This window comes from Acidovorax sp. (genome assembly GCF_034519795.1).
In the GTDB taxonomy this organism is placed as follows: domain Bacteria; phylum Pseudomonadota; class Gammaproteobacteria; order Burkholderiales; family Burkholderiaceae_C; genus Acidovorax.
On sequence record NZ_JAXHOB010000003.1, the window covers coordinates 281,822 to 304,065 of the forward strand.

The 22,244-nt window shown below is 65.1% G+C and carries 21 protein-coding genes; 17 read left to right on the forward strand and 4 right to left on the reverse strand.

Annotated elements, in window-relative coordinates; all coding sequences use genetic code 11:
• Positions 1 to 6: 6 nt before the first annotated feature.
• Positions 7 to 867, reverse strand: coding sequence for a flagellar motor stator protein MotA (gene motA, locus U5N23_RS03275; protein ID WP_057204096.1), 861 nt, complete (start codon positions 865 to 867; stop codon positions 7 to 9).
• A 330-nt stretch (positions 868 to 1,197) separates the two neighbouring features.
• Here motA and rfbF point away from each other — a divergent pair, with 330 nt between their 5' ends.
• From rfbF to U5N23_RS03315, 8 genes are read left to right on the forward strand one after another with little or no spacing between them, the layout of a single operon-like run.
• A complete protein-coding gene (gene rfbF, locus U5N23_RS03280) occupies positions 1,198 to 1,980 on the forward strand; it encodes a glucose-1-phosphate cytidylyltransferase (protein WP_322591421.1) in 783 nt (260 codons plus the stop codon).
• 2 nt (positions 1,981 to 1,982) lie between these two features.
• A complete protein-coding gene (gene rfbG, locus U5N23_RS03285) occupies positions 1,983 to 3,068 on the forward strand; it encodes a CDP-glucose 4,6-dehydratase (RefSeq protein ID WP_322591422.1) in 1,086 nt (361 codons plus the stop codon).
• Positions 3,065 to 3,628, forward strand: a complete 564-nt coding sequence (locus U5N23_RS03290; protein ID WP_322591423.1) for a dTDP-4-dehydrorhamnose 3,5-epimerase family protein — start codon at positions 3,065 to 3,067, stop codon at positions 3,626 to 3,628. Before rfbG ends, U5N23_RS03290 begins: the two co-directional genes overlap by 4 nt.
• 13 nt (positions 3,629 to 3,641) lie before the next feature.
• Positions 3,642 to 4,868 (forward strand): class I SAM-dependent methyltransferase, encoded by a 1,227-nt coding sequence (locus U5N23_RS03295; protein ID WP_322591424.1) that lies wholly within the window; start codon positions 3,642 to 3,644, stop codon positions 4,866 to 4,868.
• Positions 4,865 to 5,353 (forward strand): acyltransferase, encoded by a 489-nt coding sequence (locus tag U5N23_RS03300; protein ID WP_322591425.1) that lies wholly within the window; start codon positions 4,865 to 4,867, stop codon positions 5,351 to 5,353. The genes U5N23_RS03295 and U5N23_RS03300 overlap by 4 nt, the downstream gene beginning before the upstream one ends.
• A complete protein-coding gene (locus U5N23_RS03305; RefSeq protein ID WP_322591426.1) occupies positions 5,350 to 6,177 on the forward strand; it encodes an NAD-dependent epimerase/dehydratase family protein in 828 nt (275 codons plus the stop codon). The genes U5N23_RS03300 and U5N23_RS03305 overlap by 4 nt, the downstream gene beginning before the upstream one ends.
• Positions 6,174 to 6,920, forward strand: a complete 747-nt coding sequence (locus tag U5N23_RS03310) for a class I SAM-dependent methyltransferase (protein WP_322591427.1) — start codon at positions 6,174 to 6,176, stop codon at positions 6,918 to 6,920. Before U5N23_RS03305 ends, U5N23_RS03310 begins: the two co-directional genes overlap by 4 nt.
• A 10-nt stretch (positions 6,921 to 6,930) precedes the next feature.
• Positions 6,931 to 7,710, forward strand: a complete 780-nt coding sequence (locus U5N23_RS03315; protein ID WP_322591428.1) for a cephalosporin hydroxylase family protein — start codon at positions 6,931 to 6,933, stop codon at positions 7,708 to 7,710.
• Positions 7,711 to 7,887: 177 nt separating this feature from the next.
• Here U5N23_RS03315 and U5N23_RS03320 read toward each other — a convergent pair whose 3' ends face one another.
• Both U5N23_RS03320 and U5N23_RS03325 read right to left on the reverse strand, forming a co-directional pair.
• The gene (locus U5N23_RS03320; RefSeq protein WP_322591429.1) at positions 7,888 to 10,062 is read right to left on the reverse strand and encodes an acetylglucosamine transferase; all 2,175 of its coding nucleotides are present in this window, start codon (positions 10,060 to 10,062) and stop codon (positions 7,888 to 7,890) included.
• Positions 10,063 to 10,180: 118 nt separating this feature from the next.
• Positions 10,181 to 11,692: a flagellin gene (locus U5N23_RS03325; RefSeq protein ID WP_322591430.1), complete on the reverse strand. Its 1,512-nt coding sequence runs from the start codon at positions 11,690 to 11,692 to the stop codon at positions 10,181 to 10,183.
• A 325-nt stretch (positions 11,693 to 12,017) separates the two neighbouring features.
• Between U5N23_RS03325 and U5N23_RS03330 the strand changes: the two genes are divergently transcribed.
• From U5N23_RS03330 to U5N23_RS03345, 4 genes are all read left to right on the forward strand, one after another.
• Entirely contained in the window at positions 12,018 to 13,529 is a 1,512-nt protein-coding gene (locus U5N23_RS03330; protein WP_322591431.1) for a flagellin, read from the forward strand.
• Between the two features lie 233 nt (positions 13,530 to 13,762).
• A complete protein-coding gene (gene fliD, locus U5N23_RS03335) occupies positions 13,763 to 15,193 on the forward strand; it encodes a flagellar filament capping protein FliD (protein ID WP_322591432.1) in 1,431 nt (476 codons plus the stop codon).
• A gap of 65 nt (positions 15,194 to 15,258) precedes the next feature.
• On the forward strand, positions 15,259 to 15,717 hold the full coding sequence (fliS, locus tag U5N23_RS03340; RefSeq protein ID WP_057204105.1) for a flagellar export chaperone FliS: 459 nt from the start codon (positions 15,259 to 15,261) through the stop codon (positions 15,715 to 15,717).
• 3 nt (positions 15,718 to 15,720) lie between these two features.
• On the forward strand, positions 15,721 to 16,020 hold the full coding sequence (locus U5N23_RS03345) for a flagellar protein FliT (protein WP_007860919.1): 300 nt from the start codon (positions 15,721 to 15,723) through the stop codon (positions 16,018 to 16,020).
• Between the two features lie 423 nt (positions 16,021 to 16,443).
• Here the strand turns inward: U5N23_RS03345 and fliE are convergent, their stop codons facing one another.
• Positions 16,444 to 16,755: a flagellar hook-basal body complex protein FliE gene (gene fliE, locus U5N23_RS03350; protein ID WP_322591433.1), complete on the reverse strand. Its 312-nt coding sequence runs from the start codon at positions 16,753 to 16,755 to the stop codon at positions 16,444 to 16,446.
• A 175-nt stretch (positions 16,756 to 16,930) separates the two neighbouring features.
• On the opposite strand from fliE, the gene fliF reads away from it, so the two are divergent.
• Genes fliF through fliJ form a run of 5 tightly spaced genes read left to right on the forward strand, consistent with a single transcriptional unit; the run spans position 16,931 to position 22,238 of the window.
• Positions 16,931 to 18,637 (forward strand): flagellar basal-body MS-ring/collar protein FliF, encoded by a 1,707-nt coding sequence (gene fliF, locus U5N23_RS03355; RefSeq protein WP_322591434.1) that lies wholly within the window; start codon positions 16,931 to 16,933, stop codon positions 18,635 to 18,637.
• Between the two features lie 32 nt (positions 18,638 to 18,669).
• Positions 18,670 to 19,665 (forward strand): flagellar motor switch protein FliG, encoded by a 996-nt coding sequence (gene fliG / locus U5N23_RS03360; protein ID WP_322591435.1) that lies wholly within the window; start codon positions 18,670 to 18,672, stop codon positions 19,663 to 19,665.
• Positions 19,652 to 20,380 (forward strand): flagellar assembly protein FliH, encoded by a 729-nt coding sequence (locus U5N23_RS03365; protein ID WP_322591436.1) that lies wholly within the window; start codon positions 19,652 to 19,654, stop codon positions 20,378 to 20,380. The genes fliG and U5N23_RS03365 overlap by 14 nt, the downstream gene beginning before the upstream one ends.
• Positions 20,370 to 21,770, forward strand: coding sequence for a flagellar protein export ATPase FliI (fliI, locus tag U5N23_RS03370; protein ID WP_322591437.1), 1,401 nt, complete (start codon positions 20,370 to 20,372; stop codon positions 21,768 to 21,770). Before U5N23_RS03365 ends, fliI begins: the two co-directional genes overlap by 11 nt.
• 18 nt (positions 21,771 to 21,788) lie before the next feature.
• The gene (fliJ, locus tag U5N23_RS03375) at positions 21,789 to 22,238 is read left to right on the forward strand and encodes a flagellar export protein FliJ (RefSeq protein WP_322591438.1); all 450 of its coding nucleotides are present in this window, start codon (positions 21,789 to 21,791) and stop codon (positions 22,236 to 22,238) included.
• The last annotated feature ends 6 nt before the right edge of the window (positions 22,239 to 22,244 follow it).

Consider the following 22,244-nt stretch of genomic DNA (forward strand, 5'->3'; position numbering starts at 1 on the left):
GTGGGCTTACTTCTTGCCCTTCACGTGTCCTTCAAGTTCCGCGAAGGTCGGTCTGTCGGTGGAGAACAACACCTTGCGGCCAAATTCGATGGCCGTGGCAGGGTTGTAGCCCTGCATGCTGGCCAGCAGGGTGGACTTGATGCACAGGAATTCCTTGGCGGCATCTTCGGTCTTCTGTTCCATCAGGCCGCCCAGGGGCTCCACGAAGCCATAGGCCAGCAAGATCCCCAGGAAGGTGCCCACCAGCGCCGAGGCGATCATGCCGCCCAGCACCGACGGGGGTTGCCCCACCGAGCCCATGGTGTTCACCACCCCCAGCACGGCGGCCACGATGCCGAAGGCGGGCAGGGCACCGGCCAGCCGGGCAATGGCCGCGACCGGGGCATGGGCCTCCTGGTGGTGGGTGTCGATCTCGTTGTCCATCAGGGCCTCGATCTCGTGCGAGTTGAGGTTGCCCGAGACCATCATGCGCAGGTAGTCGGTGGTGAACTCGATCACATGGTGGTCGCTGCCCACCGTGGGGTACTTCTTGAAGATCTCCGACTCATGGGGGGCTTCCACATCCTTTTCGATGGCCATCAGGCCTTCCTTGCGGGCCTTTTGCAGGATGTCGTACAGCATGGCCAGCAGCTCCATGTAGCGCGCCTTGGTGTACTTGGAGCCCTTGAGGGCGGCCGGAACGGCCTTGAGCGTGGCCTTGAGCACCTTGGGCTGGTTGTTCACCACGAAGGCGCCCATGGCGCTGCCGCCAATGGTGATGAGCTCGAAAGGCAATGCTTTCAAGATCACCTGGATGTTCCCGCCGTGCACGATGTACACACCGAAGATACAGACCATGCTGACGACGTAGCCAATGATGACGAACATGCTGATTCAGTTTGTTTTGGCGGGCGCCAGGCAGGGCTGGGCGGTTGCGGTGGAGACACGGCGCCGGGCCGTATCGCTGGTTTTACTGTATCTGATTGTGCGCGAACCAGTCCTGCGAGCAAGCGGGAAAGCGCCTGTCACTTCGCTCGGTTGGGCGGGTTGCGTGGTTTTTCCGTCGGTTTTCCCGATTTCGGAAACGCCCGCAGTGTTTATGCTGCGCAATAGTAGGGCTTTAGGACGCCAGATTTGGCAAGACCCCATGGACACAGGTGATCTATATATGAAGACAGGCCGGTTTGAGGATGCCCGCACAGCAGGGGCGTGTCACCCATGAAAGCCGTGTTGCTGGCCGGTGGCCTGGGCACCCGCATTTCCGAAGAGTCGCACCTGCGCCCCAAGCCCATGATCGAGATCGGCGGGCGCCCCATCCTGTGGCACATCATGAAGACCTATGCCGCCCATGGGGTCAATGAATTCATCATCTGCCTGGGCTACAAGGGCTACATCATCAAGGAGTATTTCGCCAACTACTTCCTGCACATGTCGGATGTGACCTTCGACATGGCTGAGAACCGCATGGAGGTGCACCACCGCCATGCCGAGCCCTGGCGCGTGACGCTGGTGGACACCGGCGAGTCCACGCTGACCGGGGGGCGCCTCAAGCGCGTGCGCGAGTACCTGCCGCAGGGAGAACCCTTTTGCTTCACCTACGGCGATGGGGTCGCCGACCTGGATATGGCCGCGCAGTTCGCCTTCCATGCCGCCCATGGCAAGCTGGCCACGGTGACCGCGGTGCTGCCGCCCGGCCGCTACGGCGCGCTGGTGCGTGACGGCGATGGCAAGGGGGAGGGCGTGCGCGGCTTTGTCGAAAAGCCACGCGGCGACGGCGGCTGGATCAATGGCGGGTTCTTCGTGCTGTCGCCCGAGGTGCTCGACCGCATCGAAGGCGATGCCACCCCCTGGGAAGCGCAACCCATGGAAAGCCTGGCGCGCGATGGCGAGCTGATGGCGTTTGAACACCACGGTTTCTGGCAGCCCATGGACACGCTGCGCGAGAAGAACCTGCTCGAAGAACTCTGGCAGAGCGGCCGGGCCCCCTGGAAGTGCTGGTGAGCATGGCATTGCCCGATCCCCACTTCTGGCGTGGCAAGCGCGTGCTGCTCACGGGGCACACGGGCTTCAAGGGCAGCTGGCTGGCCCTGTGGCTGCAGCGCCTGGGAGCCCAGGTCACCGGCATGGCCCTGCCGCCGGCCACCGAGCCCAGCCTGTTTGCACTGGCCGGTGTGGCGCAGGGCATGGACAGCCATGTCGGTGATGTGCGCGATGCGGGTGCCACGGCGGCCCTCGTCCAGACAGCCCGCCCGGACATCGTGCTGCACCTGGCGGCACAGGCCCTGGTGCGACCGAGCTACGCCGCACCGCTGGACACCTATGCCACCAACGTCATGGGCACGGCCCACGTGCTCGATGCCCTGCGCGGCCTGGCCGGCGTGCGCGTGGCGCTGGTGGTGACCACCGACAAGGTCTACCGCAACCGCGAATGGGTGTACCCCTACCGCGAAGACGATGCGCTCGGAGGGCACGACCCCTACAGCGCCAGCAAGGCCGCGGCCGAGATCGTGACGGCGAGCTACCGCGATGCCTTCCTGTCCGCGCAGGGGGTGGCCGTGGCCACCGCCCGCGCCGGCAACGTGATCGGGGGCGGCGACTGGGCGCCGGAGCGCCTTTTGCCCGACGCTGCTGCCGCCTGGTCTGCCGGCCAGACCCTGGTGCTGCGCAACCCCCACGCCACCCGGCCCTGGCAGCATGTGCTGGAGCCGCTGGCCGCCTACCTGCGCCTGGCCCAGGTGCTGTGGGAGCAGCCCGCGAGCGCGGGTGCCTACAACTTCGGCCCGGCACCGCAGGAGGCGGCCACCGTCGGGCGGGTCATCGAGCTGGCAGGGGCTGCCTACCCCGCCGCCGCCGTGCTCTACCAGAGCGATGCCAGAAACCCCCACGAGGCGGGCCTGCTGGCCCTGGATACGGCCCGCGCGCGCAATCTGCTGGGCATCACCCCCTGCTGGCCGCTGGCCGAGGCCGTGGGCCGCACCATGGCCTGGTACCGTGGCTACCACGCAGGCGCCGATGCGCGCGCCTTGTGCCTGTCCGACCTGGACGCCTACGAGCAGGCGTGCGCCGCCGTGCCGGGGGCGGCCCCGTGAGCCGCTTCACCCTGGATCCCACGCCGCTGGCGGGCCTGGTGACCGTGCAGCGCCAGCCGCTCGTGGACAGCCGGGGCTTCCTGGCGCGCATGTTCTGCGCGCAAGACCTGGCGCCTGCGGGCTGGACCTGGCCGATCGCGCAGATCAACCATACCCTGACGGCCCAGCGCGGCACGGTGCGGGGCTTGCACTTTCAGCATCCTCCGGCGGCCGAGGCCAAGCTGGTGAGCTGCCTGCGCGGTGCGGTGTGGGACGTGGCAGTGGACCTCAGGGCCGGCTCGCCGACCTTTCTGCAATGGTTCGGCACCGAGCTGTCGGCGGCCAACCACCGGGCCCTGCTCATCCCGCCCGGCTTTGCCCATGGTTTCCAGGCCCTGTCCGACGGCTGCGAGATGCTCTACCTGCACTCCGCCCCCCATGCGCCCGCCTCGGAAGGCGGGCTCGATGCGCTCGACCCCCGCCTGGCCATTGCCTGGCCCTTGCCCGTGGCCGAGCGGTCACCGCGCGATGCCGAACATCCCCTGCTGGCCCCCGGTTTCACCGGGTTGCCGCTGTCCTGACCGAGTTCTGTCCATGCAATGCCGCCACTGCGCCGCCCCCGTGACCCTGCCCATGGCAGACCTGGGCACGGCACCGCCTTCCAATGCCTACCTGCGCGAGCCCGCGCTGCATGCCCCCGAGCGCTGGTACCCGCTCCGGGTCCTGGTGTGCGAGAACTGCTGGCTGGTGCAGACCGAAGACTTTGCGGCCGCCGATGCGCTGTTCGATGCCGACTACGCGTATTTCAGCTCGTTCTCCAGCAGCTGGCTGGCCCATGCCAAGGCCTATGTGCAGGAGATGGCAGAGCGCCTGTCGCTGGGTGCCCACAGCCATGTGGTGGAGGTGGCCGCGAACGATGGTTATCTGCTGCAGTACGTGGCCGGGCGCGGCATCCCCTGCCTGGGCGTGGAGCCAACGGCCAGCACGGCCGCGGCGGCCCGGGCGCGCGGCATCGAGGTCGTGGAGCAGTTCTTCGGCGTCAAGCTCGCCCGTGAGCTGGTGGCCCAGGGACGCGCCGCCGATCTCACGGTGGCCAACAATGTGCTGGCCCACGTGCCCGACATCAACGACTTCGTCGCAGGTTTTGCCGTATTGCTCAAGCCGCAGGGCGTGGCCACCTTCGAGTTTCCGCACCTGCTGCAACTGGTGCAGCAGTGCCAGTTCGACACCCTGTACCACGAGCATTTCTCCTACCTCTCGCTCACGGCAGTGCAGCGCATCTTTGCCGCCAACGGCCTTGTGGTGACCGACGTGCAGGAGCTGCCCACCCACGGCGGCAGCCTGCGCGTGTTCGCCCAGCGCAGCGATGCCGCGCCCGTGGTACATGGCCGGGTGGGCGAGCTGCTGGCCCGGGAAGCGGCGGCCGGTGTGTCGTCGGCGGCGTTCTACGGCGGCCTGCAAGGCGAGGCACTGCGCATCAAGCGCGAGTTGCTGGCCTTTCTGCTCGACTGCCATGTGCGCGGCCTTCAGGTGGGCGCCTATGGCGCGGCGGCCAAGGGCAACACCCTGCTCAACTTTGCCGGCGTGCGGGCCGACCTGCTGCCCTATGTGGTGGACCGCAACCCTGCCAAGCAGGGGCAGTACCTGCCCGGCAGCCGCATCCCGGTGGTCGATGAGGCGCACCTGCGCGCGCACCGCCCCGACCGCGTGCTGATCCTGCCGTGGAACCTGCGTGAGGAGGTGACGGCGCAACTGGACTATGTACGTGCCTGGGGTGGGCAGTTTGCCGTTGCGGTCCCCCGGTTGGAGGTGTTTGCGTGATCGACATCCATCCCTCGGCGAAAGTCTCGCACCTGGCCGACATCGAAGACTCGGTGCGTGGCACCCGCATCGTGATCGGGGCGCACTCGGTGATCGACAGCTTCGTCAAGGTCAAGCCCGCAGGAGGCGTTGGCGATCTCGTTGTGGGCGAGCATGTGGTCATCAACGCCGGCTGTGTTTTTTACACGGGCAACGGCATACGCATGGGTAACCATGTCGCCATTGCGGCCAACTGCACCTTTGCACCGGTGAACCACGCCTATGCCGAGCGAGACCGGCTCATTCGCGAGCAGGGCTTTCAACCCAGCAAGGGAGGCATCACGATCGAGGACGACGTGTGGATTGGTGCCAACTGCGTGCTATTGGACGGGGCTGTGCTGCGCCAGGGCTGCGTGGTCGGGGCCGGCTCCGTCGTCCGGGGGGAGTTGCGCGCCTACACCGTGTACGCCGGGCACCCGCTGCGGGCCGTGGGGGCGCGCACGTGACGCCCTTCACCGTGCTGGGGGCGTCGGGCTATATCGGCAGCCGGCTGGTCGCACACCTGCAGGGTCAGGGCCACACCGTCTTGGCGCCGGCACGGGACAACGCCGGTTTATTCAGCCAACCGCTGGGCCATGTCCTGTACTGCGTGGGCCTCACGGCGGATTTCCGCTCGCGCCCCTTCGACACCGTAGAGGCCCATGTCGGGTTGCTGGCCGAGGTGCTGCGGCGGGCGCAGTTCGATTCGCTGCTGTACCTGTCATCCACGCGGGTCTACATGGGGGCGGCAAGCACCGATGAGGAGGCCCCCCTGAGCGTGGTGCCAGGCGATCCATCCTATCTGTACAACCTGTCCAAGCTGGCCGGCGAGTCCCTGTGCCATGCCAGTGGACGGTCCGGCGTGCGCGTGGCGCGCCTGTCCAACGTGGTCGGGCCCGGGATGGATGCGCAGGCAGGCAATCTGGTGGCAGATCTGGTGCACCAGGCGCAACAGGGTGCCATGCTGCTGCGCAGCCACCCGGAGAGCGCCAAGGATTACATTCATATCGACGATGTGGTCCACTGGCTGCCGCGCATTGCGCTGGGCGGGCGGTCCGTGACCTACAACGTGGCCAGTGGTCGGCAAACCACCCATGGTCAGTGGCTCCAATGGCTGAGCGAACACTACGCAAGCTCCTTCGAGGTGCAGGAGGGGGCCCCTTTGCAGCGGTTTGCGCCCATCAGTGTGGCGCGCCTGCAGGCGGAGTTTGGGGTGATGGCCCGACCCGTCTGGGGTGACGGGCGTTGGCGCTGGCCTGTGCAGACCCAAACAGCAGGAAGGTATCCATGAAAAATCATTTGAGTACGGCCTTTTTTGGGCTCAGTGACATGCCGGGCTTCATCCAGGGCATCCAGCAGTCCATCAACGGCATCAGTGGCCAGAGCGGAATCTACGCGGGCGACAATCTTTTCACCTACCACCGCAATCTGGGCTTTCTGGAAGACGAGCCCTTGATGCGGGCGTTTGAAGCCCATGCGAGCACCGATATCGAAAAGGCGGTTCTCTGGCGCATCTCCACCGTGCTGTGGGGGGTGCGCAATGGCCTGCGCCTGGAGGGCGACTTTGTGGAATGCGCCTGTTACAAGGGCACCACAGCCCGCATCGTGTGCGATGCGGTGGATTTCGCCAGCCGACCGGACCGCCACTATTACCTGTACGACCTGTTCGACCACGACCCTTCGTTGCCCCACCATGCGATGCCTGAGCACAGCAAGCAGCTGTATGCGCAGGTGAAGGAGCGCTTTTCTGGATTCGACAATGTCACCGTCACCCAGGGCAAGGTGCCCGAGGTGCTGGCGGAGGTCGCCCCGCAGAAGATCGCCTTCATGCATCTGGACATGAACAATGCCGATGCGGAGGTGGGTGCCCTGGAGGTTCTTTTTGAACGCATGGTTCCGGGTGCCGTCCTGATTCTGGACGACTACGGTTGGTTGGCCTACCGTGCGCAGAAGCTGGCCGAAGACCCCTGGTTTGCCAAGTACGGTTACCGTGTGCTCGAAATGCCCACGGGCCAAGGTTTGTTGATCAAGTAAGGCAATGCCCATGACCCCTTTGGAACAATTCAACCAGGAGCGACAGGCCCGCCTGCAGGCCTACGACTCGGATGTCGCTTTCAAGGCGCTGTCGCAGCAATGGCTGCAGGCTTCCATGCAGCGGCAGTACGTGTACAACTTCGACTGGATGGGGCGCCCCATCATCCAGTACCCGCAGGACATGGTGGCCATGCAGGAACTGGTGTGGCGCGTGCGACCGGACCTCATCATCGAGACCGGCATCGCCCACGGCGGCTCGCTGGTGCTCAGTGCCTCGCTGCTGGCCCTGTTGGACATGAGCGATGCCATCGAGGCGGGTACCACGCTGGATCCGCGTGTTTCGCACCGCAAGGTGCTGGGTGTCGACATCGACATCCGGGCCCACAACCGCGCGGCCATCGAGGCGCATCCCATGGCCAGCCGCATCGCGATGGTCCAGGGCTCTGCCATTGCACCCGAAGTGGTGGAGCAGGTGCGTGACTTTGCCAGGGGCTACCAGCGGGTCATGGTGTGCCTTGACTCCATGCACACGCATGAGCATGTGCTGGGCGAGCTCGACGCCTATGCGCCGCTGGTGAGCCCCGGCAGCTACTGCGTTGTGTTCGATACCTTTGTCGAGGACATGCCGCCGCGCTTCTTTGCCGACCGGCCCTGGGATGTGGGCAACAACCCCAAGACGGCGGTGCGCCAATGGCTGGCCGGGCATGCGGAGTTCGAGGTCGACACCGACATGGAGCAGCGCCTGCAGGTGACCGTGGCTCCGCAGGGTTTCCTGCGCCGCAAAGCCTGAGAGGCTGAGAGTCTTTCGTCCATGCCCGCCGTGCACGCCAAAACACCCCGGCTCGTCGAAAGCAAATGCTCGCCATAGCCCGCGCTATGGCTGTGCTTTGCGCCTAGATCCAGTGCGTTCTGGCGCGCCCCTCGGACACGGCCAAAAAACTCCCAGCCTTTGAGCCCGCAGCGCCCCTCAGATCGTGAGGGGCTCCATGCCCATCGCCTGGGTGGCGTGCCGCAGGTAGGTCACTGCGAACTCGGTGTGGCCATGCGCATGCTCCACCTCGGCCAGGCATGCGAGAGCCACGGGGTCGTGCGGTACGGCGTTGAGCACGACTTCCGCCAATTGGGTCACCGCAATCCAGTGGCGGTCCGTGATCTGGGTGCTGTCGGCATTTGCAGGCGCATGCTGCGCTGCGTCCTTGGCCTTTTCCACCAGTTTCTGCAGACGTTGGTGTGCTTCGGCCAGCATGATCCGCTGGCCGGGTTTCAGTCCGACACCGGGCGAAGGAGGCTGCGTCCACTCCTGCGGCAAATCGGGCAACCAACCCTGAATGGCCTGCATTTGCGCTTCTTCATCGCCGGGATGTGCGGCGCGGGCCAGCCACTGCAGCCACATGGCGCGCAGGCCTTCCCCAAAATGGTGGTTGAAGATGTCCTCGCGCATGAGGACCGAGCCCTCCACCTCGCTGCGCAGCCCCAGACGCAGGGCGTTCAGTGCCTCCACATCGGCGGCCAGGCCGCGCGCAATGCGCACGTACTCCTCGGGCGTCTCCGCCAGCCATTCAGTGCGCCCGAGGTAGGTGAGCAGGCCCACGCCCATGCGGCTCTTGAAACTGTGACCCACCATGGAGACGATGGGCAACCCCATCCAGAGCACGTCGAAGGTGGTGGTGCCACCGGTCAGTGGAAAGGGGTCCAGCGCAATGTCGATGCGGTGGTAGGTCAGGTACTGGTTGTCGCCGTTGAGCGCAACCAGCTCCAGCCGCTGGGGGTCAAGCCCCAGGCTCCGGCAGCGCTCCTGGTAGGCGCTGGCGAATTCGGGCTGGTCAAGGTTCTTGCCTTCGATGAGCAGCCGTGAGCCTGGCACGGCTTTCAGGATCTGGCCCCACAGGGCCAGCACCTCGTCTGTGAGTTTGCCCAGGTTGTTGCAGGAACCAAAGGTGATGAAGCCGTTTTTCAGTGCCGGCGTTGGGCGTACCCCATAGCGTGGCTGATAGCGCCACAGCGGATTGCGGCTCATTGGCCGGTAGCAGGCAAACAGGGTGGGCAGGCGGTACAGTTGTTCCGTGTACTGCGCCTGCGCATCCGAGGGGTCGGTGACCTCGTCGGTGAACTTGTAGTCCACGGCCTGCAGCCCGGTGGTGGCCGGAAACCCCAGCCACGACACCTGCACCGGGGCCGTCTTGCGGGCCAGGGTGAGCAAGCCGTTGTAGCCGGTGTGGCCGGCCAGATCAATCAGGATGTCGATGCCCTGGGCGCGAATGGCCTGTGCCTGCTGCTCGGCACTGAGGTTTGCCAGGCGCACGAAGTGATCGACATGATGCTGTACCCGTGCCGTGACATGGTCGTCGCGCGGAAACAGGTAGAAAGCAAACACTTCGAACTGCCGCCGGTCCAGCTGGGCCAGCAGCCCTTCCACGAAGTACATGACGGAATGCACCCGGAAGTCGGGGGACAGAAATCCGATGCGCAATTTGCGCCAGGGATCACCCCGGTGGGCGGCAAAGCTCGGCCATTGGGGTTGGAGGGGGGGCTCGAAGACGGCTGCGTAGTCCAGGGCCGCGCGGGACAGGCTGGCGGCATCTGCGCTGGGGTCGGCGAGCATGAAGAGCAGCCGATTGGTGTGGTTGGATGGTTCCGTGGGTGTCAGGGCAATGGCGTCCAGGCAGTCCTGCACCGCTTCGCTGACCTGTCCCAGCTCACGCCGGTGGATGGCTTTTTGGGTGAGGGCCGCAGATCGCCCCGGGATGTCGGTGGCCAGGTCGGCGGCCATTTCTGCCGCCCGCAGGCCCTTTTCGTGCTGCGTGATCAGGTAGCAGCATTGCGAGAGCTTGAGCCAGCAAATGGCTTTGTCAGGCCTCAGTTCGCAGACTTTCTCAAGAATGGGAAGCGCTTGCGCATTGCGCGCGTGGTTGAGGAGGACATTGCCGTAGTTGATCAGGAGTTCGGCGTCCTGTGGCCACAGCTGCGTACCGCGGCGGTAGGTTTCTATCGATTCGTCGGTCTTGCCAAGGCAGTCGAGCGCGTAGCCCAGCAGCCGAGTGGCATGCAGGTCGCGCGAGTTCTTGCGCAGCCCCTGTTTGCACAGCCGCGCCAGCAAGTCCCAATCCCTGGCCTCCAGGGCCGCATTGAGTCGGCCATCCATCGGCGCTTTGTTTCTGCCGTGCACTTGTGCGTCCTTCGCGATCTGTGTGGCGGGCAGCTCCCCTGCCACGGGCGTGCGGCGAGGCGGCCGGGTGTACCACCGATGATGGTGGCTATTATTACTGCAGCAGCTTCAGAACGCCCTGGGGAATCTGGTTGGCCTGGGCCACCATCGCCGTGCCGGCCTGCTGCAGGATCTGCGAGCGCGACAGGTTGGCCGTTTCCGCCGCAAAGTCAGCGTCCAGGATGCGGGAGCGCGATGCCGACAGATTTTCAGACGTGATGTTCAGGGCCGAGATCGCCGTCTCGAAGCGGGCTTGCAGGGCGCCCAGCTTGGCGCGCTCGCCGTTGATGTAGGCCAGGGCCGAATCCACGGTCTTGAGGGCTTCGGTCGCCTTCTTGAAGGTGGTCACATCGAGGTTGGCCACCTCCTGCAGGTCCGAGGCGCTGTTGGCCGGCGTGGCCGTGTCGAACGCATTCGTGGTCGTGGCATTGGTGGAGAAGGATTTTTCCGAGTCCAGCACCACGTATCCACTGACGGTGGAGCTGTCTGCGCCCGAAGCGGCAGCCAGCGTATCCGCGCCACCGGCGGCGGTTCCATCTGCCTGCAGCTTTTGGATGGTGACGGCCCCGGCATTCGCGCCGGAGGTGGCGCCCTTGTAGATGCCGATATCCTGGCCTGTCGCATTCGTGAGCACGATCCCGGTGCTCGTGGAGTTCAGCGACGCAGTCACCCCCGTCTTGGCAGATTGTTCGTTGATCGCAGAAATGGCATTGGACAGGCCATCCGACGTGTTGATCGCGGAGATGTTGAACGAGACCGACTGCCCGAGCGCAGGGGCGGTGGGGTTGTTTTCCGAGCGCAGCTCGAAGGTGTAGGAGCCTGCCGAGGTGAAGGACAGGTCCACCTCGGTGCGTGCAGAGGCGGTCACGCCGGTGTTCGCGGTCTGCAGGTTGATGTTGTCGGCCATCGCCTTGGAGGTGTCGTTGGCGTTGATGGTGATGTTGCGGGAACCCAGAGACCCGTTCACCGCCAGCGTACCAGCGGTCACGCCATTGGTACCCCACGAGGTGGCGCTGGCGCCGCTGCCCGATCCATTGGCCGAGGTATTCTGGTTGTTGCCGTACACAGTGGTGCGCAGGTTGGCCGTGGCGGCAACAATGGTCTGGTTGGCGTTGGCGCCGACCTGGAACTGCTGCGTACCAAACGTGCCGTTGAGCAGCTTGGCGCCGTTGAACTCGGTCGTCTGGGAAATCCGGTCCAGTTCAGCGACCAATTGGCCCACTTCCTGGTTCAGGGCCTGGCGGTCGCTGGGGCTGTTGGAGGCGTTGGCCGACTGCACGGCGAGCTCACGCACACGCTGCAGAATGTCGCCGGCGGCCTTCATGGCCCCTTCCGTCACCTGTGCCAGGGAGATACCATCGTTGGCATTGCGCGCTGCCTGGTTCAAGCCCCGGATCTGGCTGGTGAAACGCTCGGAAATGGCCAGGCCAGCGGCGTCGTCCTTGGCGCTGTTGATGCGCAGGCCCGACGACAGGCGCTGGATGGAGGTGTTGAGCGAGGTTTGACTCATGCCCAGGTTGCGCTGGGCCGTCAACGAAGCGACGTTGGTGTTGATCGTGGCTGCCATGGAATGCTCCTTGAGGCTTGAGTGGACATTTGTGCCTGAGGGGGACTACCACCGTCCGGCAGGCGATACGGGAACGATGAGGAATTGTGGACAGGGAGCCCCCCTGGCGTTGGCCCGATAAAGAGCGGAAAAGCCTGCCAACTTGCACTTTTGGGCCTAAAGTTTCCCCAGCCGGCGTCGAAAAGACTCACAACGGAAGGCGAATGCGCTCTCCGCCGTTCACCAGAAGGCCATGTCGGCACTGTGGACCGTATAGCCGGGTGCCTTGCCTGGCACCAGGTTGGCGGCAACGCCATTTCAGTCAGTTCTTTTCAGGAGATTTGCCATGGCATCCACCATCAACACCAACGTCGCCTCCTTGACGGCCCAGCGCAACCTGGGCATGAGCCAGACTTCGCTCAACACATCCATCCAGCGCCTGTCGTCGGGCCTGCGCATCAACAGCGCCAAGGACGACGCCGCTGGCCTGGCCATTTCCGAGCGCTTCACCAGCCAGATCCGCGGCCTGAACCAAGCGGTTCGCAATGCGAACGACGGTATCTCCCTGGCGCAAACGGCTGAAGGTGCGTTGAAGGCCTCCGGCGACATCCTGCAGCGTGTGCGTGAACTGGCCGTGCAGTCGGCCAACGCCTCCAACAGCGCCGGCGACCGCCAGGCCCTGCAACAGGAAGTGGGTCAACTGGTCAGCGAACTGGACCGTATTTCGCAAACCACCGAGTTCAACGGCGCCAAGCTCCTCAATGGCTCGTTTGGCACGCAGCAGTTCCAGGTCGGTGCCAACGCCAACCAGACCATTGTTGCCGCCACGGCCAACCTGCGCACGAGCGTGTATGGCAACAACCAGAACACTTCGGCCAATGGCTCTGGCAGCGGCGCCAGCGCCACCGGCTGGGGTACCAATGGCGTGACCGCCGGTACGCTGGCAGTGAACGGCGCCTTGGGTTCCCGTAACATCACCATTGCCGCCAATGACACGGCCAAGGCGATGGCTGACAACATCAACCTGCAGACCGGCAACACCGGCGTGACCGCTTCGGCCCGCACCGAAGTGCAGTTGAGCTTCGAATCGGTGGGTTCCTACACCTTCGAACTGCGCTCGGACAATGTCCCCACCTCGCCCGCACTCGGTCAGTCCGTCTCGTTCAACGTGACCTCTCTCACCACGGCGGATGGCCTGTCGAACGCCGTCTCGTCCATCAACGAGCAGTCGTCCAAGACCGGTGTGACGGCGTCGCTCAACTCCACCAACAATGGCATCATCCTGACCAGCGCCACGGGGCAGGACATCACGCTGGCCAAGGGCGCCGCTTCCGGTGCGAACGCGGGCGCGGTGAACATCCAGAAGCTGCAGGCGGACGGCACAACCATCGGTGCCGCCGACACCCTGGCTGCCGCATCGGGTGCCGACGCTTCGACGGTCAGCGGCTACGTCGTGCTGGACTCCGACAAGTCCTTCTCGACAGTCGCCACCACGACCAACGCGTTCAGCACGGCGACCCCTGCCAACTCGGCCTCCGATCTGCAGGAGGTGGCCAACCTCGATGTGACCACCTTCAAGAAGGCGACCGAGGCCCTCAAGACGGTGGACTCCGGACTGGCCTTCATCAACGGCGAACGCGCCAAGCTCGGTGCCTTGCAATCGCGCTTTGAAACCTCGATCGCCAACCTGCAAGTGACGTCGGAGAACCTGTCTTCTTCCCGCTCGCGCATTCTGGATGCGGACTTCGCGGCAGAAACTGCCAACCTGTCGCGCTCGCAGATCCTGCAGCAGGCTGGTACGGCCATGGTGGCCCAGGCCAACCAGTTGCCACAAGGTGTGCTGGCCCTGCTGCGTTAAGCGCACAATGGCTGGCAGGGCCTGAAAGGGCCCTGGTGCATCGGCGGCGACAGTTTTCCTGTCGCCGCCTTTTCACCTTGAGGCTCCCGGCGCTTGCTGCGTGCACGGTGCGGGGCCTCTTGAAACAGCGCGTACCAGGAGCGCTGGAATTGGCGGGTTTCCTGGTGTGAATAAGGACGTTACTGGCGCCTGATTGGCTCCATAATTTCCTTTGGCCAGTTCAGGAGGTTTGTATGGCAACCATTTCATCCCCAGGGGTCGGTACCAATGGACTTGATGTCAAGAGCATCATTTCCCAGTTGGTCACGCTGGAAAAAAGGCCCCTCGATACGCTGAAGCTGCAGGCGGCCACGGTCAATACCAAGATTTCCGCCTATGGCCAGATCAAGTCGCTGGTCTCCACGCTGGCCGATGCGGCCGGCAAGCTCACCAGCGTGACGGGCTGGAACGGGGTCTCCACGACCTCTTCGGATTCCAAATTCGTGTCGGCCACCGCGATCGGGGGCACCCTTCCGACCACTTTCAGCGTGGAGGTGCAGGGTCTCGCCAAGGCGCAGGCCACGGCGTCTGCGGCACTGTTGCCGGTGGGCGGCGCCCTGGGTGCCGGCACCTTGCGCCTGGAGCTTGGCAAATGGAGCGTGGCGCCCGCGTCCTTCACGCCCGGCAGCGGCCAGCCTGTCGATATCTCCATCAGTGCCAGCGACAAGCTGGCGGATGTGGCGAGCAAGATCAACGGAAGCACGGCGGGGGTGACGGCCTCGATACTGTCCGACGCTTCGGGCGAGCGATTGCTGCTGCGCAGCAAGAGCACGGGCGAGGAGTTCGGGTTCCGCCTGAGCGTCATGGAGGGGGGCGATACCGATATCGCCAGCCCCGGCAATACCGACGCCACGGGCCTGTCGCGCCTGGTGGCGGGCAGTACGACAACCCAGGCGGCGGCCGATGCCAAGGCCACGGTCAATGGCATCCCGGTATCGTCTGCGACAAACACCTTCGCCACCACGATCTCGGGTGTGACCTTCAAGGCCGAGCAGATCACGACTGCGCCCATCGACATCACGGTGGGCAAGGACACGGCTGCCGTCAAGGCCAACGTCGATGAATTCGTCAAGGCCTACAACGCCATCAACCAGTTGATGCAGGACGCCACCAAATACGACGCGAAGACCAATTCGGCCGGGTTGCTGCAAGGCGACTCGACGGCCATCGCCTTGCAAAATACCCTGCGCAATGCCCTGCAGTCGGTCACCACGGGAGGCGGTGTTTTCAAGCGCCTGGCCGACGTCGGCCTGACCCAGCAACTGGGCGGTGACCTCGCGCTGGACTCCACCAAGTTCAACAAGGCCTTGACGGAGAACCCGGACGATCTGAAGAACCTGTTCCGCAACACGGGCAGCGGCTCTGCGGAGGGCATTGCCGTGAAGATCAAGGCCGTCACCACCAACCTGCTCTCCACCGATGGTTTCTTCAAATCCAAGGACGACACGCTGCAGCTGTCGCTCAAGCGCAATGCCAAGGACCAGGCCTCGGTGAATGACAAGGTGGATGCGTTCGAGAAGCGCATCACCGCACGCTACAACGCGCTGGACAAGCAGATGGCCTCGCTCAATGGGTTGAATGCCTACATCGCCCAGCAGGTGACCACCTGGAACAAGTCGACCTGACGGAAAGCCTTCAGTTTTATGGGCACTAGCCGATAAATAGAGCATCACACCGTAAGGACCACCCCATGTTCAGCGCCCACAACCCCCGTGCAGCCAACGCCTACCAGCGCATCAATGTGGAAACCAGCATGCACACGATCGACCAGCACCAGCTGGTCAGTCTGCTGTATGAAGGTGCGCTCGGTGCCATCGCCACGGCGCGCGGCGCCATGGCGCGCGGTGACATCGTCGGCAAATGCAACGCCATCTCCAAGGCGGTGCGCATCATCGAAGAGGGGCTGAGCACGGCCCTGGACAAGGTCGATGGGGGTGAGCTGGCCGAGAACCTGGGTGCTCTGTACGACTACTGCATCCGCCGCCTGATCCTGGCCAATGCACGCAATGACGATGCCATGATGCAGGAAGTCATGCGCCTGATCGAGCCGGTCGCGCTCGGTTGGAACGAGATCAAGAAAAACAACAACGGCGCAGCCACTCCGGCTGACGCCACCGCTTCGGGCCAGCCTGTGCTGGTGGAGGCATGAACCATGTCCCACATGCTGATTGATTACTACAAAGCCATTGAAGACAGCAGCGCCAAGATGCTGGAGGCCGCCAAGCTCAAGGACTGGGATGGCGTGGTGCGTTACGAGGGCGCCTGCGCCGTGCTGATCGAGCAGCTGCGCTTCAAGTCCCAGGAGCACGAGCTGCTGCCCGAGCACCGCCGCGAAAAGACGCGCATCATGCAGCGCATCCTGCGCAACGACGCCCAGATCCGTTGCCTGGCCGAGCCCTGGCTGGCCCAGTTCGAGCACCTGTTCGAAGGCCAGCCGCAGATGATGCACTGAACGGGGCACTAAGAAGGAGGGGGTTGCCGAGCGGCGCCTCCATCGACGGCCCTGCACCCTGCCGGGAATAAAAAAGCCACCGCACGTCGCAAGACGGCCGGTGGCTTTTTGCTGCCTGCTGGGTGTTGCAGAAGGCGCTTGGGGGGAGTGCCGCCGCGAGGATCAATGACCCTCTCGATGCGGTGCGTGCTGCGTCAGCAGCGGAATTGAATCGAAATCAAGGTCCAATGGGAGAATGAATGCTCAGGCGTGCCGGGATGCGGGCCTCTGTGGCGCTATGCGCCACCCCCTGACGCATGAACTGGCACGCCCCAAGCCGCGCCCCCGTGCAAGGGCCGCCCCGCCGCACTGGGGGCGTCCCCCTCCCAGATTGCGAAGCAATGTGAGAGAGGGGGAAGGCGCGCAGCGCCTCAGGGGGTGCCCTCAAACCTGCATGTTCATGATGTCGGTATACGCCTGCACCATGCGATTGCGCACGTGCAGTGTGGCCTGAAAGCCGATCTGGGCCTTCTGGATCGCCACCATGGTCTCTTCCAGGCTGACCGAGGGGTTTTCCAGCTGCACTTCCTTCTGCAGGTTGGCCGACTTGTTCTGTGCCGCGCTCACGGACTGCAGGGCACCCTTGAGTTCGCCCGAGAAGCCCACGTCGTTGCCCTCGGCCTGCGGCATGGCCGCGCGGCGCGCCATGCCGGCACCCGTCATGGGGGTGGTGGAGCTGGGGATGCGGAGGTCCATGGCGGTATCCATTGAGGGAAGGGGGATGCTGTGATGGTAGCCAGGCACCCGAGGAGCATCATGGGGAATAGATGGCCAAAGGCGCGCCTTATCGGCAGAACATGGCGGGTACTTGAGCCAAATAATCGAGCCCACGCCAAGGTCCGTTGCCGGGCCCCACCTATTGGAAAACACGATGTCTGCAGTTGCCGAAGTCCCACTCGCTCCGCTCGCACCTCCCGCAGCCAGCCCCAGTCCCATCTGGCTGCAGCGGTTGACCAGCCTCGACCGGGCCCAGCGCATGCGCCTGGGTGTGGGGATGGCGTTGCTGGTAGCCATCGCGGTCGCGGCCATCGTGCTGGGTCGCCAGCCCGACTACCGCGTGCTGTTTTCCAACCTGAACGACAAGGATGGCGGAGCCATCGTGGCGCAATTGACCACGATGAATGTGCCCTACAAGTACGCCGAAGGCGGCGGTGCGATCCTGATTCCCTCCGAAAAGGTGCATGACGTGCGCCTGCGCCTGGCCACCCAGGGCCTGCCCCGCGGCTCCGTGACCGGCTTCGAGCTGATGGAGACCAACCGCTTCGGCATGACCCAGTTCCAGGAACGCCTGAACTTCCAGCGCGGCCTGGAGGGGGAGCTGACCCGCTCCATCCAGGCCCTGTCGTCGGTGCAGAGCGCCCGCGTGCACCTGGCGTTGCCCAACCAGAACGGCTTTTTCCGCGAACAGCAAAAGCCCTCGGCATCGGTACTGATCAGTCTGCACCCCGGCCGCATCCTGGACCGCGCCCAGCTCGCCGGCATCGTCCACCTGGTGGCCTCCAGCGTTCCCGAACTGGCCCCCTCGGCCGTCAGCGTGCTCGACGACACGGGCAAGCTGCTGTCGCAGTCGCCCGATGGCAACTCGGCCAACGCGGTCGATGCGCAGCAACTGCTCTATGTGCAGCAGATCGAGCAGCAGCTCACCCGCCGCATCCAGGAGATCCTGGAGCCCGTGGTAGGCCGCAACAACGTCAAGGCCCAGGTCTCCGCCGAGCTGGACTTCAGCCGCACCGAGTCCACGTCCGAACAGTTCCGTCCCAACCAGACCCCCGACGCCAAGACCGTGCGCAGCCAGCAGATGCTGGAAACGAGCGGCATGGCCCAGAAGACCGCGACCGGTGTGCCCGGTGCCGTTGCCAACCAACCGCCCGCACCTTCGGCTGCACCCATCAATGGTGCCAATCCTGCACCCCAGGCCGGCACCCAGCAGGGTACCGAGGAGTCTTCAACCAAGCGCGAGTCCACCACCAACTACGAAGTGGACAAGACCGTGCGGGTCACCCGTGGCAACAACTGGGCCATCAAGCGCCTGAATGCTGCCGTGGTGGTCAACTACCAGTCGGCCGAAGAAAAGGGCAAGACCGTTACCAAGGCGCTCACCCCCGAACAACTGGAGCAGATGAAGGCGCTGGTGCGTGAAACCATCGGTTTCAACAGTGAGCGCGGCGATTCGGTGAACCTGATGAACACGCCGTTCCAGGTGGAGGCCGCCACATCCACCGACGTGCCGCTGTGGAAGCAGCCCGAGGTCATCGAGGTGGCCAAGACCTTTGCCTGGCCGGTGGGTGCCCTGCTGTTCGCCGCCATGGTGCTGCTGGGCGTGGTGCGGCCGGCGCTCAGGGGGGCAGACCCCAAGACGGCCAAGGCGGGCGAACTGCCGAGGTCGGGCGGACAGCTCGATGCCATCGAGGCAGAGCAGCCCGATCGCCCGGCTTTGCCCTCCCCAGGCAAGAAGGAAGAGAATGTCGTCGCCACGCCAGAGCAATTGCGTCTGGAAGAGGCGCGCGTACTGGCCAAGGAAAACCCCGTGGCCGTCGCCAATATTCTCAAATCCTGGGTGAATGGCGAAAATGCCTGACCCCGTCGCCTCTTCAGATGCTTGGATAGCCCATGGATGAACAAGGTCTCAACGACGCCGCCATCATGCTGATGTCCCTTGGTGAGGAGGAGGCGGCCGAGGTGTTCAAGCACCTCTCGCCCAAAGAGGTTCAGAAGCTGGGCGAGACCATCGCGCGCATGAAATCGGTGTCGCGCGAGAAGGTGGACAGCGTCATCAACCGCTTCGCCGATGCAGCGGCGGCCCAGAGCCTGCTGGTGTCCGACACCGGCAACTACGTGCGCGCCGTGCTCAAGCGCGCGCTGGGTGACGACAAGGCCTCGCTGCTGATCGACCGCATCCTGCAGGGCGGCGATGTCTCCGGCATCGAGAGCCTCAAGTGGATGGATCCGCTGTCGGTGGCCGAACTGCTGCGCAACGAACACCCCCAGATCGTCGCAGCCATCCTGGTGCATCTGGACAGCGAGCAGGCTTCGGGCATCCTGATGCACCTGACCGACCGCCAGCGCAGTGAAATTCTGCTGCGCGTGGCCACGCTTGAGGGTATTCAGCCCACGGCCCTCAAGGACCTCAACGAGGTGCTGTTCAAGGTGCTGGCCGGTGGCGACAAGATCCGCAAGAGCTCGCTGGGTGGCGTCAAGGCGGCGGCCGAGATCATCAACTTGCTGGGCTCCAACATGGACAGCGTGGTGATCGAGTCCATCCGTGGTTACGACCCCGATCTGGCGCAGAAGATCATGGACAAGATGTTCGTCTTCGAAGACGTACTCAAGCTCGACGACAAGGCCATCCAGACCGTGCTCAAGGAAGTGGCCTCCGAGACGCTCATCGTGGCCCTCAAGGGCGCCGTACCCGAGCTGCGCGAAAAGTTCCTCTCGAACATGTCCACGCGTGCCGCCGAGGCGCTGCGCGACGACCTCGAGTCGCGCGGCCCGATGCGGCTGTCCGAAGTCGAGGCGCAGCAGAAGGAAATCCTCAAGACGGTCCGGCGCCTCTCCGATGAAGGCCAGATCGTGATCTCCGCCGGTGGTGACGATGCCTTCGTCTAGCCAACGCTCCTATTCGCGTTTCATCCCCAGCGAAGAGGTGGGGGTGGTCACGCAATGGAAGTTCGGTGCCGTGGACGGCTCCGAGCCGGTGGAGCCCCCCGAACCCGAGGAGCTGCCCGAGCCCGAACCCCTGCCCGATCCGGCCGAGGTGGAAGCCGCGCAACTGGAGCTGGTGCAGCAGGCCTGCGATGCGGCTTTTTCCCAGGGGCTGGCGCAGGGCCAGGCCGACACGGCGCTCGAATGGCAGCAGCGCATGGACGACTATGTGTCCGGCCAGGCGCTGGAAATGTCGCAGAGCATTGCCAACGTGGTGCAGTCGCTGCAGGCGTCGCTGGCCGCCATGCAGCAGCGCATGGCCCAGGACGTGCTGGCGCTGGCCTGCGACATCGCCCGTGAAGTCGTGCGCCGGGAGCTGTCGGTCAGCCCCGACGTGCTCGAGCCCGTGGTCCGCGAGGCCGTGGGCATGCTCGTTGCAGAAGGGCGTCCCGCTCTGGTGCGCCTGAACCCTGCGGACATGGGCGCCGTGGAGCAGCCGCTGCGCGACGAGATGGGCACTGGCATCCAGTGGGTGGCCGATGCGGCCGTGCCCGCCGGAGGCTGCCTGGTCGAGTCGGGCGGCACCGTGGTCGATGGCAGCGTAGGCAAGCGCTGGGAGCGTGCCATCGCCACGCTGGGGCTGGAGTCGCCCTGGCAGGAGAGCGGCGATGAGCGTTGATGCCCTCGCCGCCAGCGCCTGGACGCAGTTCATGGACGATGCGCGCGAGCGCGTGCGCACCCGTGCGCCGCTGGAGACGCGCGGCACCCTCACCAAGCTGACCGGCCTGGTGCTGGAAGCCGCCGGTATCCGTGTGCCCGTGGGCTCGCAGTGCATGGTGCAGATGCCGGGCCACGCGCCGGTGCTGGCCGAAGTGGTGGGCTTTTCCGCCGACCGCGCCTTTTTGATGCCGGCGGGCGACATCCACGGCCTGTCCAGCGGCGCCAGCGTGGTGCCCGCTGCGCCCTATGTGGCCAGCCCGCGCCTGGGCGAAACCTCCCGGCCGTCTGCGAAGGCGGGCGTGCTGCGCCTGCCCATGGGCGATGGCCTGCTGGGGCGGGTGGTCGATCCGCAGGGCCTGCCCCTGGACCATGGCGGTCCGGTGCAGGACGTGGTGTCCGAGCCCATGGACCGCCGCCAGATCAATGCCATGGACCGCGACCCGGTGCGGCTGCCGCTGGACACCGGGGTGCGTGCCATCAATGCCCTGCTGACCGTGGGGCGGGGTCAGCGCCTGGGCCTGTTTGCCGGTTCGGGCGTGGGGAAAAGCGTGCTCCTGGGCATGATGGCCCGCTACACCCGCGCCGACGTGATCGTGGTGGGGCTCATCGGCGAGCGGGGCCGCGAGGTCAAGGAATTCGTGGAAGATATCCTGGGCGCGGACGGGCGGGCCCGCTCGGTCGTGGTGGCGGCTCCGGCCGACGCGCCCCCGCTGCTGCGCATGCAGGGTGCGGCCTATGCCACGGCCGTGGCCGAGCATTTCCGCGACAAGGGCAAGCATGTGCTGCTGCTGATGGACTCGCTCACCCGCTACGCCATGGCGCAGCGCGAGATCGCGCTGGCCATCGGCGAACCGCCGGCCACCAAGGGCTACCCCCCTTCGTGCTTTGCCAAGCTGCCCGCACTGGTCGAGCGCAGTGGCAATGGCCTGCATGGCGTGGGCTCCATCACCGCGTTCTACACCGTGCTCTCCGAGGGCGACGACCAGCAGGACCCGATTGCCGATGCCGCGCGCGCCATCCTGGACGGGCACATCGTGCTGTCGCGCTCGCTGGCCGAGTCGGGGCATTTCCCGGCCATCGACATCGAACAGTCGGCATCGCGCGTGATGCACAACGTGGTCGCGCGCGGCCATTTCGACGTGGCGCGGCGCTTCCGCGCCGTGTACTCGCGCTACCAGAAGAGCCGCGACCTGGTCCAGGTGGGGGCCTACATGAGTGGATCCGACCCCGCGCTCGACGAGGCCATCCACCTGCAGCCGCAGATGGCCGCCTTCCTGCAGCAGGACATGTTCGAGGCGTCCACCATGGACCAGAGCGTGAACGCCATGGCGTCCGTGCTCGACCAGTAAGCACCCGAAGGCTGCGCCATGTCCGTCCTCAGTGCCCTCATCGTTGCCGTGGAGATCGCCTCGCGCAAGCGGGACGAGGCACGCCACGTGCTGCAGGAAGCCCTGGCCGTGCAGCAGGCCGCCCAGGCCCAGCTCAACCAGTTGCAGGACTATGCGCGCGAGACGGAGCAGCGCTGGGGCATGCAGGCCGATACGCAGGTGCAGCCCGAGGTGATGTACCACCACTACCAGTTCATGGACCGCCTGGGGCATGCGGCGGGCCTGCAGACCAGCGTGGTGGGCGACCAGGGCGCGCGGGTCGAGAACGCACGGCGCGGCCTGATGGAGGCCGAGCGGCGCCTGGCCAGCCTGCGCAAGGTGGTCGAACAGCGGCGGCGCGAACTGGAGCAGGCCCAGGCCCGCATGGAACAGAAACAAACCGATGAACGCGCTGCGATGCAATACAGCCGCAGGGTTCAGGACCGATAGGGCAGG

Excerpts from the sequence above, each read along its gene's own strand:
- motA (WP_057204096.1), bottom strand. The coding sequence starts at position 867 with ATGTTCGTCATCATTGGCTACGTCGTCAGCATGGTCTGTATCTTCGGT.
- rfbF (WP_322591421.1), top strand. The coding sequence starts at position 1,198 with ATGAAAGCCGTGTTGCTGGCCGGTGGCCTGGGCACCCGCATTTCCGAA.
- rfbG (WP_322591422.1), top strand. The coding sequence starts at position 1,983 with ATGGCATTGCCCGATCCCCACTTCTGGCGTGGCAAGCGCGTGCTGCTC.
- U5N23_RS03295 (WP_322591424.1), top strand. The coding sequence starts at position 3,642 with ATGCAATGCCGCCACTGCGCCGCCCCCGTGACCCTGCCCATGGCAGAC.
- U5N23_RS03310 (WP_322591427.1), top strand. The coding sequence starts at position 6,174 with ATGAAAAATCATTTGAGTACGGCCTTTTTTGGGCTCAGTGACATGCCG.
- U5N23_RS03315 (WP_322591428.1), top strand. The coding sequence starts at position 6,931 with ATGACCCCTTTGGAACAATTCAACCAGGAGCGACAGGCCCGCCTGCAG.
- U5N23_RS03320 (WP_322591429.1), bottom strand. The coding sequence starts at position 10,062 with ATGGATGGCCGACTCAATGCGGCCCTGGAGGCCAGGGATTGGGACTTG.
- U5N23_RS03325 (WP_322591430.1), bottom strand. The coding sequence starts at position 11,692 with ATGGCAGCCACGATCAACACCAACGTCGCTTCGTTGACGGCCCAGCGC.
- U5N23_RS03330 (WP_322591431.1), top strand. The coding sequence starts at position 12,018 with ATGGCATCCACCATCAACACCAACGTCGCCTCCTTGACGGCCCAGCGC.
- fliD (WP_322591432.1), top strand. The coding sequence starts at position 13,763 with ATGGCAACCATTTCATCCCCAGGGGTCGGTACCAATGGACTTGATGTC.
- fliS (WP_057204105.1), top strand. The coding sequence starts at position 15,259 with ATGTTCAGCGCCCACAACCCCCGTGCAGCCAACGCCTACCAGCGCATC.
- U5N23_RS03345 (WP_007860919.1), top strand. The coding sequence starts at position 15,721 with ATGTCCCACATGCTGATTGATTACTACAAAGCCATTGAAGACAGCAGC.
- fliE (WP_322591433.1), bottom strand. The coding sequence starts at position 16,755 with ATGGACCTCCGCATCCCCAGCTCCACCACCCCCATGACGGGTGCCGGC.
- fliF (WP_322591434.1), top strand. The coding sequence starts at position 16,931 with ATGTCTGCAGTTGCCGAAGTCCCACTCGCTCCGCTCGCACCTCCCGCA.
- fliG (WP_322591435.1), top strand. The coding sequence starts at position 18,670 with ATGGATGAACAAGGTCTCAACGACGCCGCCATCATGCTGATGTCCCTT.
- U5N23_RS03365 (WP_322591436.1), top strand. The coding sequence starts at position 19,652 with ATGCCTTCGTCTAGCCAACGCTCCTATTCGCGTTTCATCCCCAGCGAA.
- fliI (WP_322591437.1), top strand. The coding sequence starts at position 20,370 with ATGAGCGTTGATGCCCTCGCCGCCAGCGCCTGGACGCAGTTCATGGAC.
- fliJ (WP_322591438.1), top strand. The coding sequence starts at position 21,789 with ATGTCCGTCCTCAGTGCCCTCATCGTTGCCGTGGAGATCGCCTCGCGC.